Source organism: Enterococcus sp. AZ128, from assembly GCF_051714485.1.
Taxonomy (GTDB): domain Bacteria; phylum Bacillota; class Bacilli; order Lactobacillales; family Enterococcaceae; genus Enterococcus_A.
Map to the genome: position 1 here is coordinate 544755 of NZ_JBIORZ010000001.1, position 18564 is coordinate 563318.

18 protein-coding genes and 1 tRNA gene are annotated in these 18564 nt (G+C 38.9%); 17 read left to right on the top strand and 2 right to left on the bottom strand.

What is annotated here, in order from left to right; genetic code table 11:
* Positions 1 to 9 precede the first annotated feature (9 nt).
* The 3 genes from IGI38_RS02540 (at position 10) to IGI38_RS02550 (ending at position 2474) form a co-directional block, all read left to right on the top strand.
* Entirely contained in the window at positions 10 to 1011 is a 1002-nt protein-coding gene (locus IGI38_RS02540) for a Gfo/Idh/MocA family protein (RefSeq protein WP_438726292.1), read from the top strand.
* Positions 1012 to 1019: 8 nt separating this feature from the next.
* Positions 1020 to 2198 (top strand): DEAD/DEAH box helicase, encoded by a 1179-nt coding sequence (locus IGI38_RS02545; protein ID WP_438726295.1) that lies wholly within the window; start codon positions 1020 to 1022, stop codon positions 2196 to 2198.
* 202 nt (positions 2199 to 2400) lie between these two features.
* Positions 2401 to 2474: transfer RNA gene (locus IGI38_RS02550), tRNA-Arg, on the top strand.
* A gap of 182 nt (positions 2475 to 2656) precedes the next feature.
* On the opposite strand, the gene IGI38_RS02555 is transcribed toward IGI38_RS02550, so the two are convergent.
* Entirely contained in the window at positions 2657 to 3895 is a 1239-nt protein-coding gene (locus IGI38_RS02555; protein ID WP_438726298.1) for an aminopeptidase, read from the bottom strand.
* Positions 3896 to 4007: 112 nt separating this feature from the next.
* On the bottom strand, positions 4008 to 4451 hold the full coding sequence (locus IGI38_RS02560; RefSeq protein ID WP_438726301.1) for a flavodoxin: 444 nt from the start codon (positions 4449 to 4451) through the stop codon (positions 4008 to 4010).
* 271 nt (positions 4452 to 4722) lie between these two features.
* Here IGI38_RS02560 and map point away from each other — a divergent pair, with 271 nt between their 5' ends.
* The 14 genes from map (at position 4723) to IGI38_RS02630 (ending at position 18557) form a co-directional block, all read left to right on the top strand.
* Entirely contained in the window at positions 4723 to 5487 is a 765-nt protein-coding gene (map, locus tag IGI38_RS02565; protein ID WP_438726304.1) for a type I methionyl aminopeptidase, read from the top strand.
* A 15-nt stretch (positions 5488 to 5502) separates the two neighbouring features.
* Positions 5503 to 6423 carry a YihY/virulence factor BrkB family protein gene (locus IGI38_RS02570; RefSeq protein ID WP_438726307.1) on the top strand — a complete coding sequence of 307 codons (921 nt, stop codon included), beginning with the start codon at positions 5503 to 5505 and terminating at the stop codon, positions 6421 to 6423.
* Between the two features lie 88 nt (positions 6424 to 6511).
* The gene (locus IGI38_RS02575) at positions 6512 to 7630 is read left to right on the top strand and encodes a glycosyltransferase family 4 protein (RefSeq protein WP_438726310.1); all 1119 of its coding nucleotides are present in this window, start codon (positions 6512 to 6514) and stop codon (positions 7628 to 7630) included.
* Positions 7631 to 7645: 15 nt separating this feature from the next.
* The gene (locus tag IGI38_RS02580; protein ID WP_438726312.1) at positions 7646 to 8440 is read left to right on the top strand and encodes a glycosyltransferase family 2 protein; all 795 of its coding nucleotides are present in this window, start codon (positions 7646 to 7648) and stop codon (positions 8438 to 8440) included.
* A 15-nt stretch (positions 8441 to 8455) separates the two neighbouring features.
* Positions 8456 to 9193, top strand: a complete 738-nt coding sequence (locus IGI38_RS02585) for a glycosyltransferase family 2 protein (RefSeq protein ID WP_438726314.1) — start codon at positions 8456 to 8458, stop codon at positions 9191 to 9193.
* Positions 9194 to 9347: 154 nt separating this feature from the next.
* On the top strand, positions 9348 to 10217 hold the full coding sequence (gene rfbA / locus IGI38_RS02590) for a glucose-1-phosphate thymidylyltransferase RfbA (RefSeq protein WP_438726317.1): 870 nt from the start codon (positions 9348 to 9350) through the stop codon (positions 10215 to 10217).
* 11 nt (positions 10218 to 10228) lie between these two features.
* Positions 10229 to 10801, top strand: coding sequence for a dTDP-4-dehydrorhamnose 3,5-epimerase (rfbC, locus tag IGI38_RS02595; RefSeq protein WP_438730257.1), 573 nt, complete (start codon positions 10229 to 10231; stop codon positions 10799 to 10801).
* 116 nt (positions 10802 to 10917) lie between these two features.
* Positions 10918 to 11946, top strand: a complete 1029-nt coding sequence (rfbB, locus tag IGI38_RS02600; protein WP_438726319.1) for a dTDP-glucose 4,6-dehydratase — start codon at positions 10918 to 10920, stop codon at positions 11944 to 11946.
* 58 nt (positions 11947 to 12004) lie between these two features.
* The gene (gene rfbD / locus IGI38_RS02605; protein ID WP_438726322.1) at positions 12005 to 12850 is read left to right on the top strand and encodes a dTDP-4-dehydrorhamnose reductase; all 846 of its coding nucleotides are present in this window, start codon (positions 12005 to 12007) and stop codon (positions 12848 to 12850) included.
* Positions 12851 to 12859: 9 nt separating this feature from the next.
* A complete protein-coding gene (locus IGI38_RS02610; protein ID WP_438726324.1) occupies positions 12860 to 13717 on the top strand; it encodes a glycosyltransferase in 858 nt (285 codons plus the stop codon).
* The gene (locus IGI38_RS02615; RefSeq protein WP_438726327.1) at positions 13698 to 15794 is read left to right on the top strand and encodes a DUF7657 domain-containing protein; all 2097 of its coding nucleotides are present in this window, start codon (positions 13698 to 13700) and stop codon (positions 15792 to 15794) included. Before IGI38_RS02610 ends, IGI38_RS02615 begins: the two co-directional genes overlap by 20 nt.
* Before the next feature lie 94 nt (positions 15795 to 15888).
* Positions 15889 to 16995 carry an EpsG family protein gene (locus IGI38_RS02620; RefSeq protein WP_438726329.1) on the top strand — a complete coding sequence of 369 codons (1107 nt, stop codon included), beginning with the start codon at positions 15889 to 15891 and terminating at the stop codon, positions 16993 to 16995.
* Positions 16996 to 17205: 210 nt separating this feature from the next.
* Positions 17206 to 17394, top strand: coding sequence for a hypothetical protein (locus tag IGI38_RS02625; RefSeq protein WP_438726332.1), 189 nt, complete (start codon positions 17206 to 17208; stop codon positions 17392 to 17394).
* Positions 17395 to 17744: 350 nt separating this feature from the next.
* Positions 17745 to 18557: an ABC transporter permease gene (locus IGI38_RS02630; protein ID WP_438726334.1), complete on the top strand. Its 813-nt coding sequence runs from the start codon at positions 17745 to 17747 to the stop codon at positions 18555 to 18557.
* The last annotated feature ends 7 nt before the right edge of the window (positions 18558 to 18564 follow it).

Consider the following 18564-nt stretch of genomic DNA (forward strand, 5'->3'; position numbering starts at 1 on the left):
GGAAGAATCATGATTAATTTAGGTATTATTGGAACAAATTGGATCACCGACCAGTTTGTACAAGGAGCACTTGAAACAGGGAAGTATCAACTATCAGCAGTTTATTCACGACGATTAGAAACAGCGCAAAAATTTGGTGAGAAATATGGGGAGGTTGAATACGCGACGGATCTTGAGACATTTTTTGGTATCGAACATTTGAATACGGTTTACATTGCTTCACCAAACAGTCTGCATTTCGAGCAAGCGAAGCAAGGCATTCTTGCTGGTAAAAATGTCATCGTGGAAAAACCAGCCTTCTCAACACCAAAAGAGATGGACGAGATTATTGAATTAGCGAATCAGAAAAGGGTCTTTTTCTTTGAAGCTGCCCGCAATATTCATGAGAAAGCTTTTAAAACAGTGGCGGATTTCTTACCTTTTAAAGACCATATCATTGGTGCTGATTTTAGTTTCATGAAGTATTCTTCGCGTTATGATCAAGTGTTAGATGGCCAAGAACCGAATATCTTTTCGCCGCATTTTTCAGGCGGCGCATTAGCTGATTTAGGTGTTTATCCGATTTATGCTGCGTTAGCTTGGTTTGGGATGCCGAAGGAAAGCGTCTATTTTGGACAAAAAATCTCGACAGGCGTTGACGGGATTGGGACAGGTATATTGCGGTATGATAACTTTGATGTTACGATTCGAACAGGAAAAATCAGTGACAGCTTCCAACAGTCAGAAATTTATTTGACCAACGGCACCTTAGTAATGAATGCGGTCAATTCGATCAGCGAAGCCGTTTTTCATGATCGCAATCATCAAGCTAGAGAAAAACTAAACGTCCATCAACTGGAAAATCCGATGGTGGAAGAAGCGGATGTGTTTGCGAAAGTCATCTTGAATCCGACAAATAGAGAATTGGGCACCGATTATGAAGAATGGGTTGAATTAGCCCGTAATGTGAACCAAGTGATTTATGATATGCGAAAAAGTGCGGGTATCATTTTTGATGCCGACGAGAAATAGAGGGAATTATGAACAATCAGGATTTTGTACCATTTTTACAAAAAAACTGGGACGAGGCAGGTTTTCAAAAGCCGGCTTTGATTCAATCGAAAGTTTATTCATCAATTATTGAAGGAAAGAATTTAGTTGGGATCGCTCCAACTGGCAGCGGCAAGACATTGGCCTATTTATTACCCTTGATCAATAAATTGGAAGCAGGTAAAGCTAGTCAAGTTTTGGTTTTGACCTCATCGCAAGAATTAGCGATGCAGGTGGTTGAAGTCGCTCGCAAATGGTTAACAGGTTCTGGCATGAAAGTACAGGCCCTGATTGGCGGTGCGAATGTTAAACGTCAACAAGAAGCGCTAAAGAAAAAGCCAGAATTATTGATCGGCACGCCAGGGCGTGTTTTAGAATTGATCACTGCTAAAAAAATCAAAGCCCCGAATATAAAAACGTTGGTCTTTGATGAAGTAGATCAATTGATCCAAGGTCAAAGTTTACAGCTCATTCAAAAAATTCTGAAGGCCAGTGATAATGAAGCGCAGCATTTGTATTTTTCCGCGACAGCTGATGTTGTATTAGCCGAGTTGCAGCAGTTTGAATCGGATTTAATCGTCGTAGATGTTTCAGCAGAAGACGACAGTCAAGGCGAAGTACAGCATTTCTATTTAGAAACGACTGATCGAAAAAAAGTAGATCAATTGCGGCGTATGCTAAATATGCCAGCTTTTTGGGGCATGATCTTCTTTAATCAGTTAAACGATATGGGCAGTGCCGAAGAAAAATTACTGTTTCATCACCTGCCAGTAGCGAGTCTTGCCTCCGACCAATCGAAAATATCACGTAAAAGTGCGATTGAGCAGTTCAAAAAGCATCAAGCCTTAGGATTACTGACTACGGATTTGGCAAGCCGCGGCTTGGACATCGAGGCATTGCCATTCGTGATTAATGCGGACGTGCCATTGAGTGAGGAAAGTTACCTTCATCGTGCCGGTCGTGTTGGAAGGATGGGAAATAGTGGGATCGTTATTTCCTTGGTTACATCTCAAGAAAAATCAGATTTGACTAAAATCGCTAAAAAACTTGATTTGAAGTTGAAACCTATTTATCTGTTTGGCGGAGAGCTGTTAACTGAAGAGCCAGAAAAACAAAGTGACCCAAAAAAGAAAAAGAGTAAAAAGAAAAAAGGGAAAAGACGTAAATAAGTCTTTTCTCTTTTTTTATTCACGTCGGGGCTAGTTCTGTAGAAGTAGATGTACGAAAATCGTTTAGATTCTTACCTGAGAAAAATTCATAAATTAGTAACAGGTGACTCGTGCTATTTGTCATTTTTTTGAAATTACTTCATTAAATTTAAGTTAGCCACCTTGCTAAAATAAGTTAAAATCGCTACAATAATATAGGCATGTTCTCGTAGCTCAGTAGGATAGAGCGATCGCCTCCTAAGCGATAGGTCGCTGGTTCGATTCCAGTCGAGAACGTACAGAAAAGAGGTTGTGACGGAAGTGGTCAGCTTCAAGAAATAAGAAAGATTTTTCGGAAATTGCTTCTCAAATTTTTGTGAATTTTCGGCTTATTTCCTAAGAAGTTGCTTCTGGAACACCGTTTATTCGGAAAAAGGAGCTGTGACAAGACGTTTGTCGCAGCTCCTTTTTGTTTTAAGTTAAGCCCAATCCCCATTCCGGAAAATTGGCACTTTCGAACCATCTTTACGAACTCCATCAATAGACATTTGAGCTGAGCCAACCATGAAATCGACATGGGTCTGGCTGCTGTTTAGGCCAGCATCAGCCAACTCTGTTTTAGACATCTCGGTTCCCCCTTCAACACTGAAGGGATACGCAGCACCAAGCGCTAAATGGTTTGACGCATTTTCATCAAAAAGTGTATTGAAAAATGTAATCCCTGACTGAGAAATCGGTGAAGGATCTGGCACTAAAGCAACTTCACCCAAATGTTTAGCCCCTTCATCAATAGCCAGTAATGAGGCTAGAACATCTGCACCCTCTTTGGCAGAAAACTCTACTACTTTGCCATCTTTAAAAGTAAATTTCATTTCATTTAAAGTTGTCCCAGCATAGCTTAAGGGCTTCGTGCTAGTGATATAACCATCGACTCGGTTGCGATCTGGTGCGGTGAAGACTTCTTCCGTCGGCATGTTTGCCATGAATTCATTTCCATCTGCAGCAAAACTGCCGGCGCCCTCCCAGACATGGTTTTCAGGTAATCCGATTACGATATCTGTTCCTGGAGCAGTGTAATGAAGGGCATAAAATTGCTCTTTATTTAGGCGTTCAGCCTGTTCGCGCATGGCAGCATCATGTTCTTCCCAAGCTTTAACCGGGTCATCGGCATAGATTCGGGTTGTTTTAAAGATTTCATCCCAAAGTCTATCGACTTGATCGACACTTGAAGATAGGTTTGGGAAAACTTTTTTTGCCCAAGCCGGACTTGAGGCGGCTACAACAGTCCAACGTAATTTGTTTGATTGCGTTGCTTCCATCACAGCTTGTAGCGCTTTTCCACGAGCTGCTTGGAAGGTTGCGACTCGGTTTGTATCGACACCTAATAGGGCATCTGGATTTTGAGAAACGACACTGATCCGAGTGACCCGTTTTTCAGCAAACGTATTGGCTTCGTCAATCTTATAGGCCGGCACTTCATTGATGTGATCATCCGCCGCATGACTTAAAAACTCGCGTTGCACCTCATCGTCATTCCATTGAACGATGACCTCGGCAGCCCCTAATTGATAAGCTTCTTTAGTAATCAATCGCGCCAATGGTGCTTGTTCTACACTGACATAAACTACAACCGTATCTTCTTTTTGAATATTTACACCAACTTTTGTAATTAAGTGGGCATATTTTTGTAAGAGTGTATCAAAATTAGGTAGAACCATTTCTATCCCTCCATTTCGTTAATCTTATCTTAGCATTTCTTAGAATTTCGCAAAAGAAAATGTCTTCAAAAAAAGATGCCCCAGTTATCTCTGGAACATCTTTTTTAATTGATTAGGATGCAGCTTCAACGATTTTCTTCGCGAAAGCTTCTAAATTCTCGATATCTTCTTCTTCAGCGGCCATCTCAATTTTTACGCTGTCTGCACCACGAGTTGCACCAGTCTTTGCGAAAGCTACATCAAAATCATCAACGGATTTGCAGTATTGGTCATAGAAGGTATCCCCAGAGCCACATACTCCAAAAATTTTACCGCTTAGATCCAACTCCTGCAGTTCTTCGTAAAAATCTACGATCTCGTCAGGAAGATCTCCTTCGCCATACGTATATGTTGCAACGACACAAATATCTGCATCTTGAAAATCTTCAGCATCCACTTGTGTACATTCATCGATTTCTACTTCAAGGTCTTGATTTTCGAAAGCTTCAGCCACAATGTCAGCGATTTCTTCAGTATTTCCAGTCATACTGGCATAAACGATTTTTGCTAATGTCAAAAAAATTCCTCCTTAGCTTTAAGCCAAATTTATGGTTATTATATCAAAATAAAAATCAAAAGGAAATCACTGCTTTCTAACCATTTGTTCGCATTATAGGGTTATGTTAAAATGGACAAGATGAAAAAGGATGTTCGTTCAGTTTTTCCAAGACTTTTTATGTCATAATTCGGCAAAAAGCCCTTTAGAGAAGTTAGTCGAGGATTTGCTGATTGATCTGCGAAATTATTTTCACCATAAAAATAGGACTATTAATCAAGGAGACGAGAACATGATTACGTTAAAATCACCCCGTGAAATAGAAATGATGAATGAATCAGGCGAATTATTGGCTGATGTCCATCGTCATTTACGTGATTTCATAAAACCAGGAATCACTAGTATGGAAATTGAAAAGTTTGTTAGAAACTTTATTGAGAGTCATGGCGGTATTGCTGCACAAATTGGTTTTGAAGGTTATGAATATGCGACATGCTGCAGTATTAATGATGAGATTTGCCATGGTTTCCCAAGAAAGAAACCTTTAAAAAAGGGCGACTTGATTAAAGTTGATATGTGTGTTGAATACAAAGGTGCGATGTCTGATTCGTGCTGGTCATATGCAGTCGGCGAAGTTTCACCTGAAATCAAACGTTTAATGGAAGTAACGAAAAAAGCGATGTATTTGGGTATCGAACAAGCACAAGTTGGAAATCGTATCGGTGATATCGGTCATGCTATTCAAACGTACGCTGAAGGCGAAGGATTTTCAGTTGTGCGTGATTTTGTTGGACACGGTATTGGTCCAACAATCCATGAAGAACCAGCGATCCCGCATTACGGTATTGCTGGAAAAGGACTTCGTTTAAAAGAAGGAATGGTCATTACAATTGAACCAATGATCAATACCGGTGAATGGCAAATGAAAATGGACCCGAATGGCTGGACGGCATACACTCGTGACGGCGGCTGGTGTGCGCAATATGAACACACTCTGGCGATCACGAAAGAGGGACCAAAAATTTTGACTTCACAGGGTGAAGAAGGAACTTATTAAGACGACGAGGATTTTATGGGACCAATAGATAAAATTAAAAAGAATAAAAAATTAATGGATTTTATCCAATCGATCCGAAAACATTTAGCAGAGACAGAAATAGGCGACCGCTCCGTGGTAGTCGCCTATTATTTATTGCTGTCCTTTTTCCCCATATTGATCATTGTCGGTAATTTGCTGCCGTATTTTAATATCACACCAGAAACAGTCTTGCCTTATCTGAGAGAAGCGATCCCGCCGAATGTATTTAGTTTTTTAAAACCGGCGATTACCGGCTTATTGGACAGTTCCTCAGGCGGAATGTTATCTATCTCTGTTTTAGCGGCACTGTGGTCGTCTAGTCGAGGAATTAATGCGCTGCAAACAGCGTTGAATCGGGCATATGGTGTTGAAGATCGCGGTAATTTTGTGATCAGTCGTATCGTATCGGTAGGTATCGTTGGTGTCTTGATGATGGCAATTATCGCAGTCGCGCTATTTTTCAGTGCGGGTCAAGTCATTTTAGATGCATTACAGCAATTATTAGGATTCTCACCAGAGATTATTGATACATTCTTAGCTTTACGCTGGCCGGTCACCTTAATTGGCTTGCTGGTGATCTTGGGCGGCTTGTATATCGTTATTCCTAATGCTCATGTACGTATTAAATATGCGTTGCCAGGAACAATTTTCGCGACAGTTGGTTGGATTGTTTTAGCGCAAGGGTTTAGCATCTACGCACAAACTTTCGCGCAACGTGTTTCGGGATACCAAATCATCGGAAGTTTCATTGTCTTGATGTTTTGGCTGAATTTTGCGGCGACAATCATCATTTTAGGCGGAGTGTTAAACGTTGCGATTGAAGAGTATCGGACTGGACAAGAGGTTACAGAAGGCTCGAACCGTGTCAATAAATGGTTCAACAAATTAAAGGATCGCTTTAAGAAAAGAAGATAATATCAAGATTTTTTGAAGGATTTTTGGAGAACCTTGTAATGCGCATGGAATCCGATATAATAATTTTAATAAAAAGGCAGGTGGCAATATGTTAGTATCATTCGGGCTGATTATCAAATATGTTTTGACTTTTTTGATTGCATTGGTTTTGACCCCGATTTTTAAAATAATTTCGGTACAGACTGGGTTAGTAGATAACCCCAATGCGCGTCGAATGAATAAAGTGCCGATGCCTAGTGCAGGCGGATTACCGATTTTTGTAACTTTTGCTATTTCATCATTAATTCTATTCCGCAACGTGATTCCTTTTGATTATATTAGTAAAATTTTACTTGGCGGCCTGATCATTATTATCACGGGGCTTTTAGATGATAAATATGAGTTGAGCCCTAAACAGAAAAGTATCGGCATTCTCCTAGCGGGTTTGGTGATCTATTTCTACGCGGATATTCGTTTTGACTTTTTCACGGCGCCATTATTTGGCCGTATTAATTTGGAATGGCTGAGCTTGCCAGCAACCTTGTTTTGGATTTTTGGCATTACGAATGCGCTGAATTTGATAGATGGTTTGGACGGCTTGGCTTCGGGCGTTTCGATCATTAGTTTAACGACGATCGGCGTTATTGGCTACTTCTTCCTGCATTCATCCACTGTTTATATTTCGTTGGCGATTTTTTGTTTAGTTGCAAGCATTATGGGATTCTTTCCCTATAATTTTCACCCGGCTAAGATTTATTTAGGGGATACGGGTGCTTTATTCTTAGGCTTTATGATGTCAGTACTGACATTACAGGGATTGAAAAACGTTACAATCATCTCTTTGATTACACCGTTGATCATTCTGGGTGTTCCGGTGACAGATACCTTCTTTGCAATGGTTCGTCGGAAGGCTAAAAATATGCCGATTTCTGCAGCTGATAAGCAGCATTTGCATCATCGGTTGTTAAACTTAGGTTTTACACATCGTGGAGCGGTTTTGACGATCTATGCAATTGCCGTATTGTTCTCATTTTCTGCACTGCTATTGAACTATACTAGCCGTGTGGGAACGATCGTCTTGATTGTCTCGATGACTTTTGCATTAACGTTCTTATTAGAATTAATCGGATTAATTAGTGAAAAATATAGTTTTATTACAAAAAGTTTTCGATTCTTCGGGAACAAAGAATACCGTTCGCAGGTACTAAAAAAATATTTCAAGAAATGAGTGTTGTTGTCCGTTATGAATATGAATACTATTAATGTGACTATCAGCATCGTGACTCACAATAGTGATAAGGTTTTTCTAAGCTTAGATTCATTGATTGAAACATTAGGTGAGGATCGGACATTTCAAATCAAAATTTTTGACAATGCTTCGGAACCGGATTATCGCGAACGTTTAAAAAAATATCTCGATTATCCATTTGTTAAGATAAATTTTTATGATGAAAACAAAGGTTTCGGGTTTGGTCACAATGCCAACCTTTTAGAAACAAACGGATATGGTATTATTTTTAATCCCGATATCATCCTTTCTGAAAATCATTTAATTGAAATGGTGAAGCATCTGACTGAACATCCGGAATGTGGGCTATTAGCGCCGAAAATCTTAAACGAAGATGGAACGACACAATATTTGATTCGCAATCATCTAAATGTTTTTGATTATATGTTGCGTTTTATTCCGTTTAAGTTTATAAAAAAGATGTTTTCCAAACGATTAGCTAAATTTGAATGTCGTGATTTGCCAGATGATCAAGATAGTTTTGTACGAATGATTTCTGGTAGTTTTATGGTGGTGGACTTGGCTAAGTTTAACGAGATCAATGGTTTTGATGCCCGCTATTTCATGTACTTCGAAGATAATGATCTTTGCCGTAAAATGGAGCAAGCAGGCTATCGGGCAATTTATAGTCCCCAATTCTCTGTTGTTCATTTATACGAACGTGGAGCAGTCAAAAGCCGGAAATTATTTTTTATTTTTTTACAGTCCATGCGAAAGTACTTTCAAAAGTGGGGCTGGCAATTTTTTTAAATTTGGAGGTAGGGAATGCAAAAGCAGTCCAAGACGCGAATTTCTGTTTGTATGGCAACATATAACGGCCGTCACTTTATTGAAGAACAATTGAACAGCATATTCCCACAACTTTCAGAACATGATGAGTTGATTATTTCCGACGACCATTCTACGGATGGGACGTGGGAATTTTTATTAGAGTTAAAAGCAAAAGATCAACGAATTAAGCTTTTTCAAAATGACGGGAAGGGATTAATCGCAAATTTTGCTAATGCCATTCAGCAAAGCAATCATCCAATTATTTTTTTAAGTGATCAAGATGATATCTGGCATCGTGATAAAGTTAAGAAGATGCTTCCTTATTTTGATAATCCGAAAACAAAGGTCGTTATTTCTGATTTGATTATTGTTGATAATGAACTTGAAGTTTTGGTACCTTCTTATCAAGCGATGCGTCATACGCATTCTGGATTTTGGCATAATATTGTCAAGAGCAGCTATATTGGTGCGGGGATGGCTTTTCGTTCAGAGTTAAAAGAAATTATTTTGCCGATTCCAGCTGAAGTGCCTATGCATGATATGTGGATCGGATTACTTGCAGATTATTATCGTGGGGTGGCCTTCGTTCCTGAGCAATTAGTGTATTATCGCCGTCATGGCTTGAATGCGTCGGAGATCAAAACGACTGCATCACGAGCCCAACAGTTTAAATGGCGCTGGAATGCCCTGCAATTAGTTAGAAAAAGAATAAAAGAAATTAAAAAAAAGTAGCAAAACGATTTTTCTAATACCCAACATCAGGTATAATATGTTCGTATGTAAAAAAGATGCCCTGATTTAGCGAAAAGCTATACGGTATGAATATCTGGTTTATTTTTTCTTCTAGAAAGAATAAATACAATAGTTAGAAACAAGGAGCGTAAGTATGAAAGGAATCATTCTAGCAGGGGGTAGCGGCACTCGTCTATACCCACTAACTAAAGCAACTTCGAAACAGTTAATGCCGGTTTATGATAAACCAATGATCTATTATCCAATGTCAACATTGATGTTGGCAGGAATCAATGAAATCTTGATTATCTCAACGCCGCAAGATACGCCGCGTTTTGAAAATCTGTTTGGTGATGGACATGAACTAGGAATCCACATTGAATACGCTGTACAAGAAAGTCCAGACGGATTGGCTCAAGCGTTTATTATCGGTGAAGCGTTCATTGGCGACGATAGTGTCTGCTTAGTTTTGGGCGACAATATTTATTATGGCGATGGCTTATCACGCATGCTACAACGCGCTGCAACGAAAACAGAAGGTGCAACGGTCTTTGGTTATCATGTAAATGATCCAGAACGATTTGGTGTGGTGGAATTTGACGACGATATGCAGGCTGTTTCTATTGAAGAAAAACCTGAAAATCCGAAATCACATTATGCTGTCACTGGTTTGTATTTCTATGACAATGAAGTGGTTGAAATTGCTAAAAATATCGAACCTTCTGAACGAGGCGAGTTAGAAATCACCGATGTCAACAAAGAGTATCTAAAACGAAATAAATTATCAGTAGAAGTGATGAGTCGCGGGTTTGCTTGGCTAGATACAGGGACTCATGAATCATTACTCGAAGCATCTACGTTTATTTCAACGATTGAAAAACGTCAAAACTTAAAGGTAGCCTGTCTAGAAGAAATCTCTTATCGAATGGGTTACATTTCTAAAGAGGATTTAGTCGAACTTGCGCAACCATTGAAGAAAAATCAATACGGTCAATACTTATTACGTTTAGCAGAAGAGGAATAAACATGGGGAAAATAAAAGTAACAGAAACAAATTTAACAGATGTAAAAATTATCGAACCTGCTGTTTTTGGAGATCATCGTGGATTCTTTACAGAAAGCTACTCGGTAGAAGACTTTAAATCCGTGGGCGTTGATTTTGATTTCATTCAAGACAATCACTCATTATCGACTCAAGCAGGTGTTTTGCGCGGTTTGCATTTCCAAAAAGGAAAATCAGCGCAAACGAAGTTGATTCGTGTTGTAACAGGGGCGGTTCTGGATGTGATTGTGGACATTCGTAAAGGAAGCCCGACGTATGGAAAATGGGAAGGATATATTCTTTCAGAACACAATCATAGCCAGTTGTTAGTACCTCGTGGTTTTGCACATGGATTCGTAACACTGACGCCAAATGTCAACTTCATGTACAAATGCGATAATTTATACGACGCGGAAGCAGATGGCGGAATTTCATTTGCTGACCCAGATTTAGCAATTGATTGGCCAATCGACATCGAAAAAGCTATTACATCAGAAAAAGATGCTAAGCAACCAACTTTGAAAGAATTTGAAGCTGAGAATCCTTTCGTATATGGTGAAATTTAAGAATACCAATTCTTTTACAATTCAATATAGAACGGAAATTTACGTGTTGAGAATCAAACGCGTCTTTTGATTTTTGAGAGATGAGTACTTTAATACGAAATAGGAGTAAATAACAGATGAAAAATATTATCGTAACAGGCGGAGCGGGCTTTATTGGTTCTAACTTCGTACATTATGTTGTAAATAATCATCCAGAAGTCCATGTGACAGTCTTAGATAAGCTGACTTATGCAGGAAACAAAGAAAATTTAGCTGGCCTTCCAGAAGATCGAGTAGAATTAGTTATTGGTGATATTGCTGACGCTGAATTAGTTGATCGATTGGTTAAAAACACTGATGCAGTCGTTCACTATGCAGCTGAATCCCACAATGACAATTCATTGAAAGATCCGTTTCCTTTTGTACAAACAAATATTATCGGAACCTATACATTGCTTGAAGCATGCCGCAAACATAATGTGCGTTACCACCATGTTTCAACGGACGAAGTTTATGGGGATCTTCCATTAAGAGAAGATTTGCCGGGACATGGCGAAGGCGAGGGTGAAAAATTTACAGCAGAGACTCCTTATAATCCCTCAAGTCCATACTCCTCAACCAAAGCAGGTTCAGATTTGTTAGTTAAAGCTTGGGTGCGTTCATTTGGTTTGCAAGCAACGATTTCAAATTGCTCAAACAACTATGGACCTTATCAACACATTGAGAAATTTATTCCACGTCAAATTACAAATGTTTTGAGTGGGATTCGACCAAAACTTTATGGAGATGGCAAGAATGTTCGCGACTGGATCCATACGAACGACCATTCATTCGCTGTTTGGGCGATTTTGACTAAAGGCAAAATCGGAGAAACCTACTTGATCGGTGCCGATGGCGAGGAAGATAACAAAACCGTAATGGAAATTATTTTGGAAGAAATGGGTCAATCGAAAGATGCTTATGATCACGTAAAAGACCGTGCAGGGCACGATTTACGATATGCGATCGATTCGACAAAATTACGCGAAGAATTAGGCTGGTCACCGGAATTTACGAATTTCCGCGCTGGAATAAAGGATACGATCAAATGGTATACTGAGCATGAGGATTGGTGGCATGCTGAAAAAGAAGCCGTAGAAAGCAATTACGCGAAGAACGGCCAATAATACAAATTGAATCAGGCAGGTGAAACCTGCCTTTTTTTGAGAAAAGGAGTAGATATAGATGATCTTAATTACAGGTGGACAAGGACAATTAGGAACCGAGCTGCGTCATTTGCTGGATGAAAAGAAGATGGGCTATGTTTCAACAGATGCGGATCAACTAGATATCACAGATAAAGAGGCTACACATAAATTTATTACAGACATGAAGCCGGAAATCATTTATCATTGTGCAGCCTACACTGCTGTTGATAAAGCCGAAGATGAAGGCAAAGAATTAGATGAATTGATCAATGTTGAGGGAACCCGTAATGTGGCGGCAGCTGCAAAAGCGGCGGGTTCAACATTGATCTACATCAGCACAGATTATGTTTTTGACGGCAAGAAAAAGGATGGTATGTATCAAGTGGATGATGCAACAAATCCATTGAGTGAATATGGTCGGACAAAACTCTTGGGGGAAAAAGCAGTTCAAGAAATGATGGACGATTACTATATTATCCGTACTTCTTGGGTATTCGGTATTTATGGACACAATTTTATCTATACAATGCAAAAATTAGCTAAGACGCATGATCGTTTGACTGTCGTGAATGATCAGTTCGGCCGACCAACCTGGACGCGTACGCTAGCTGAATTTATGACCTTTGTGATTGAGGAAAAAGCACCATTTGGTGTCTATCATTTATCAAATGAAAATAGCTGTTCGTGGTATGAATTTGCCAAAGAAATTTTAAAAGAGACAACTGTAGATGTCGCTCCGGTAACTTCAGAGGAGTATCCGCAAAAAGCGACTCGTCCGCAATATTCGATCATGGACTTAAGCAAAGCAAAAGCATTAGGTTTTGAAATCCCTACTTGGCAAGAAGCGTTAGCTAGTTTTCTTGAATTAGAAGCGAAACAATAAAAAATGGAGGTGGAGAATTTGTTTGAACTAGTGATAGTGTTGTATAATATGGACTTTTCTGAATCGGCAACGATCACAAGTTTGAACAACCTCCTCGCTTCACATGATTTTCCCGAAATTGAACAGGTTTTGATTTTTGATAATAGTGAGCGAGCAAGTGAGCCGCGAGGATTGGATAGTCGGTTTGCATATTATCACAGTCCTAAAAATGTCGGATTAGCAAAGGCATATAATTATGCATTGAAACAAAGCCACGAAACCGCCGAATGGCTGATAACGTTGGATCAAGATACGACGCTCACAAATGATTACTTAAGAGAATTAATCAAGGAGGGTCATAACCAACCGCTATCAGTGGCCGCCATAGCTCCAGTTATCAAAGATGGTGATCAGCAGATATCACCTGTACGCAGTGATACATTACGTCCATTACATACAGAACTGCCTAAAAATGATCAAACATATTCCCAAGATATCATGGTAATTAATTCAGCGACGGCACTTCGAATACGTTTTTTAAAAGAGATAGACGGCTACAACTTAGATTTTCCATTGGACTATTTGGATCATTGGTTGAGCTGGCGAATTTTTTTTGAAAAAAGGCAAATCAAAATTCTTTCTACAGAGCTTCAACACCAATTATCGGTACTAGATTATGCGAATCAAATGAATCGTTCTCGTTATCAAGCAATTATTCAAGCCGAAAAAGGCTATTATTCTTTATATAAGACAGAATTGTTCTCGCAGTACCAGAGACAACTATTTCTCAGAATAGGCAAACAGCTCTTAACTGGTAGAGTCAACTACGGAAAAATCACACTTAAATTTTTATTTTCAGGAGGAAACAATGGAAACAAGAGCATATAAGCGAACGAGGGAAGTACCGTATGAAAGGACCAAAATAAATCCTTTTGTATGGTTTGTTGATCAAGTTATTCGCTTTCGATACATCATTGGCTTGCTTTTCCTTATTATCATCGTGGTACTAAATCTAAACGGAAGTTCCATCGGTTCTTGGGATAAAATTGTTTCTGAACGTAGCGATGATAAGAAATCAGATGTTATTCTCGGTGAAAATCGTGAGGTTCGTTCAGATGAGTGGATGGTGCAAACGCCTTTTTATTTCTCACAAGCAGAAAGCGACTATCCTGTTGTAAACAAGCAGTATGGCAAAGAAGGTCAAAATATGATCATTGCCTACAATTCACCTGTAAGGGATTTGACTGTAATTGGCAAACCGTTCAACTGGGGTTTTTTCTTTTTAGGAAAAGAACGAGGGCTCTCTTTTTATTGGGGCTTTAAAATCATCGCGATGCTTCTATTGAGCTTTGAACTGGTAATGATTTTGACGAAACGAAATAAATATTTATCTTTACTTGGTTCATTTTGGATCACCTTTTCACCGTCAATTCAATGGTGGTTTATGCAGCATGTAGGAGATTTGATGTTTTTCACACTTGCAATTATGGTAGCGAGTTACTATTTTATCGCGAAGCATGAAAATGTTTTGCTGCGGCTGCTTATGATGGTACTGATCGTTATCAATGGGATTGGTTTTGTTCTGGTGTTGTATCCAGCTCATCAAGTGCCGTTAGTCTATTTAATAGTATTCTGGTTGTTTGGTACACTGATTCATTTTAGAAAAGAGTTGGTCTTAGATATTTGGGATCTGCCGATTATTATCGGTGGTCTAGGGATTATCGGCGTGGTTCTGTTCCATTTTTACAGCACATCAAAAGGAGCTATTGATGCGACGCTTAATACGATTTATCCAGGTCATCGAGAGGCTGAAGGTGGGGGACGACCTCCTTCTGATTTCTTTTTGTTCTTGACAAATTGGAAAATTCCGTTTGATAATTTTAATTTCCATGGAACCAACAATGGGGAAGTCGCTTCTTATTTCAACTTCTTACCTTTGACGGTGTTGCTGTCGCCATTCATCATTTTATCTAAAAGAGGCAAGGAAGAAAAATACATTGGCGCGATTTTAGGACTGTTCTGTTGTTTTATTTTTGGTTGGACATTCTTTGGCTATAGCCACGGAATCGCGAAAGCTTTGATGCTGACTTACGTGACCAGTACTCGAAGTTTGGTAACATTAGGCTTTGGTGCAGTGTTGTTATCATTGTGGATGATCAATTTCATTTGGGAATATGTAAGAATTCCAGGATGGATAAAGTTGATTTTCTTAGCTCTTATTATGATTTTGGCGACGCATTCTGTCACGACTTCTGTTATGGGGTTGTATTTCAATAACTTTGAAATATTCATGACGTTGGTCGTATTTGCTTTAATTATGTTTAGTCTATTGTTCAAGCTCAAGAAATTTTTTATACTAGCGATGACTATTCTTGTGCTGGTATCTGGAATTTCAGTTAATCCGATCGTTCATGGAACGGGTGCAATCGATAAGAAGACACTGGCTGAAGAAGTAGTCAAGATCAAAAAAGAAGATCCAGATGCAATATGGTTATCTGAAGACAATCTGTATAACTTTACTCCGGCATTAGGTGTGAAGACAATCAACTCGGTTCGTTTTTATCCAGACATGAAATTGTGGAAAAAGATTGATCCTAAGCATAAAAATGAAGAGATCTACAATCGCTACGCACATGTTCGAGCTTTTATTGATAGTGGTGATACAAAGTTTAGCTTAGACCGGCCGGATAATTTTACAGTTAATCTCAATTTTACCGACTGTAAAAAACTTGGGATTAAGTATGTAATCAGTAAACGTCCATTGGAGGACTACAATGAGTTGAATTATGCGCAATTTGATAGAATGTACGGACCAGATAAAGATAAGTGGTCGATCTATCAATTAAGCTTTACTTCAGATGAGGCGCTGGCGGAAGCAGATGCAGCGGTTAATTCAATTGGCGGAACGAATAATTACCAAGAAATCCCGCAACCGGCACCAGCTGAAGATGGGTATATTAATTAGGTGTTGTTTGATTAGTTGAGAAGTTTTGTTGATCTTTTTTAGACTAATAGTTTAGGGCTAATTGTCTATAAACAGAAAGAGAATGGGTGCGTACATGAGTTATTTACTTTTTATAGGTATTGGACTTTTAACTGCGATTTTCAGAAAGAATAGAATCGTTTGTTCTGTCTTAGTTGTTCTTTTTTGGATCGCTATGACATTCAATACAGCAATTGCGGATAGGGGACAATACCAAAATTTTTACAACGATCCTATCGCGGCGAAGGAGGAGTGGGGATACACGTATCTCCAATTAGCGGGTAAGGCAATAGGGCTACCTTTCCAAGCCTTCTTTGCTATTGTGATTGGTGTGGCTTTACTCTTAATGTTGTATGCAGTGTTTAAGGCTTCCCTTAATCCAGGTTGGACGCTCATTTTCTATCTGATTTTTCCTTTTACAATGGATGCTGCACAGGTTAGAAGTTTTATAGCTGCAGCATTCATTACTACTGGATTGGTTGTTTTAGCGAAAGACCGTAGTTGGATGAGTATAGCTAAGTACCTCGCACTTGTTACAGGAGGAGTGATGTTTCATTACTCTGCAATCTTTTTCTATTTTGTTATAGTCGCCTACTTTGTTCCACCGCTCATTTTGTATCTTTTAACAACGTCATCTGCTTTACTCATTGCGTCGAATCTTAGTGGGGTCATAAGAATGGTGGGTCGTTTACTTCCATTCATTGATTACAAAATTAATCGTTATTATAATACGAAATTGATGACTGATGCAGAGGAGATGAAGGGCTTTACGGTTTATTTGATTTTATTATCCTTACTAGCGTTAGTGTCGTGGATGATGATTCGATATAGCCTAAAAAGTCCAAGAGAGCGATTTTTTGCTAGTAAGCAACAGTTGTTAAAAGTGGATAATTACTACTATAACCATGCGACCCTAGTAATAAAGGTAAATGCAATATTAATGTTGGCACTGCCATTAATTTCCATTTCTGTAAGTTTTGATCGTTTGATCCGCGCGTGCCTACTATCAAATTATATAGTGTTTGCAAATGCTTTAGGTTCAAAAGTAAGTTGGTGGTTACGAATATTACTCGCAATTGGATGTGTTGCCTTTGCCGGGTATTATTGTAATTTTTACATTTTTTCTCGTTTCCCTGAGGTAGTGTTTCGCTCAGTATTCGAACAAAATATTTTCTTACCTTAAAAGGTTAGGGTTATAAAGTGTATGCGGTGTGTTTCTTTGCACCGCATATTTTTTTATTCTTTAGTACCCAATCTTTCACTTCAAACTTTAGCTATTTGGTAGGAGAGGTTGTCTCGGAAGAGGTACCAGGCGTATTGGTGCAGATGATTGAACTGCCCGAGAAAGTGACTCAGAGAGAAATGACTCAGAGTCAGGTAGTGGAGCTGATGAATGTGTGTGCCATGGGAATATATAGTGGTAAATATTCAAATCGATGATAGCGGTATTCTAGCGAAAATCAGCCTAACAGAAAGAGTGAAGCAGGAACAGGTGAACGAAGTCGCGCCTATTGAATCTTCGTCAGAAAAACTTAAGAAAAAGCGAAAGCAGTTGATTGATCGAATACGTAAAAGAGAATAGGAAAGATTTTTCGTCTCATCAGAAAGCCCAATGTTGGTATGAGACGAGGTAATAAGAATACGTTAGTTTTAAAAACTTAATAAAAAATTTAGCTCACCAAATGGCGGGCTATTTGGCGTACAATAAGAGCAGTATGAAATTTATCTATCCGTTTCAAAATGGATCGGACAGAGAGCCTGCTTGGGCTAAATTTATGCTATTCGATCAGCGAGTTCATGCAGAGGTGAATAGCCTGCATCGTTAGCGAAGCTTTTCTTAATAATCTTGCTTTTACATATATCTTTCTGTAGAATAATAACGTTAATCAACTGTAGAAATAATAAATCAAGCGTTGGATGAGAGGAATAAACATGTTTAAAGACTTACTGAGTTTTTTTAAAGAAATTTTTCAAAATCGCACCTTATTAAAACAATTTTCTGTTAATGACTTCAAGGCACGTTATGCCGGATCGGCTTTAGGGATTTTTTGGGCTTTCGCCAATCCTTTAGTGATGGTCGTGACTTATTGGTTTGTTTTCGGAGTTGGGTTTAAGGCAGCGATGACCGATGGAAAGTATCCCTTTATCGTTTTTCTATTAACAGGGTTGGTTCCATGGATGTACTTTTCTGAAGTACTGGGGTCAGCGACGAATGTTTTTCGCGAATACAGCTATCTAGTTAAAAAAGTCGTATTCAATATTCGCATCTTACCCTCGGTCAAATTATTTTCTGGATTATTTATGCATATCTTTTTCATTGCGATCGCTTTAATTGTAGCGATTTTTAATCACGCAATTCCAGGTCTGCATATGCTGCAGCTGTTTTATTATCTGTTTGCCATGATGATGTTCTTAACTGGATTAACTTGGATCACTTCTTCGATCCAACCATTTTTCCCAGATATCAATCAGTTTATTGGAGTTATCATGCAGGCATTAATGTGGGGAACGCCAGTGTTGTGGAGTATCAATCAATTTGCGGCGCATCCAACGATTCAATTCATTTTGAAATTCAACCCGATGTTCTATGTCGTTCAAGGATACCGGGATGCTTTCTTTGGCGAGCAGTGGTTTTGGGAAAAACCGCTGTTAACGATCTATTTCTGGGTCGTAACCTTGATTCTATTAGTGGTCGGCAGTGTTGTTTTCAAACGCTTGAAACCACATTTTTCTGATGTTTTATAAGGAGATA

Excerpts from the sequence above, each read along its gene's own strand:
- IGI38_RS02540 (WP_438726292.1), top strand. The coding sequence starts at position 10 with ATGATTAATTTAGGTATTATTGGAACAAATTGGATCACCGACCAGTTT.
- IGI38_RS02545 (WP_438726295.1), top strand. The coding sequence starts at position 1,020 with ATGAACAATCAGGATTTTGTACCATTTTTACAAAAAAACTGGGACGAG.
- IGI38_RS02555 (WP_438726298.1), bottom strand. The coding sequence starts at position 3,895 with ATGGTTCTACCTAATTTTGATACACTCTTACAAAAATATGCCCACTTA.
- map (WP_438726304.1), top strand. The coding sequence starts at position 4,723 with ATGATTACGTTAAAATCACCCCGTGAAATAGAAATGATGAATGAATCA.
- IGI38_RS02570 (WP_438726307.1), top strand. The coding sequence starts at position 5,503 with ATGGGACCAATAGATAAAATTAAAAAGAATAAAAAATTAATGGATTTT.
- IGI38_RS02575 (WP_438726310.1), top strand. The coding sequence starts at position 6,512 with ATGTTAGTATCATTCGGGCTGATTATCAAATATGTTTTGACTTTTTTG.
- IGI38_RS02580 (WP_438726312.1), top strand. The coding sequence starts at position 7,646 with ATGAATATGAATACTATTAATGTGACTATCAGCATCGTGACTCACAAT.
- IGI38_RS02585 (WP_438726314.1), top strand. The coding sequence starts at position 8,456 with ATGCAAAAGCAGTCCAAGACGCGAATTTCTGTTTGTATGGCAACATAT.
- rfbA (WP_438726317.1), top strand. The coding sequence starts at position 9,348 with ATGAAAGGAATCATTCTAGCAGGGGGTAGCGGCACTCGTCTATACCCA.
- rfbB (WP_438726319.1), top strand. The coding sequence starts at position 10,918 with ATGAAAAATATTATCGTAACAGGCGGAGCGGGCTTTATTGGTTCTAAC.
- rfbD (WP_438726322.1), top strand. The coding sequence starts at position 12,005 with ATGATCTTAATTACAGGTGGACAAGGACAATTAGGAACCGAGCTGCGT.
- IGI38_RS02615 (WP_438726327.1), top strand. The coding sequence starts at position 13,698 with ATGGAAACAAGAGCATATAAGCGAACGAGGGAAGTACCGTATGAAAGG.
- IGI38_RS02620 (WP_438726329.1), top strand. The coding sequence starts at position 15,889 with ATGAGTTATTTACTTTTTATAGGTATTGGACTTTTAACTGCGATTTTC.
- IGI38_RS02625 (WP_438726332.1), top strand. The coding sequence starts at position 17,206 with ATGTGTGTGCCATGGGAATATATAGTGGTAAATATTCAAATCGATGAT.
- IGI38_RS02630 (WP_438726334.1), top strand. The coding sequence starts at position 17,745 with ATGTTTAAAGACTTACTGAGTTTTTTTAAAGAAATTTTTCAAAATCGC.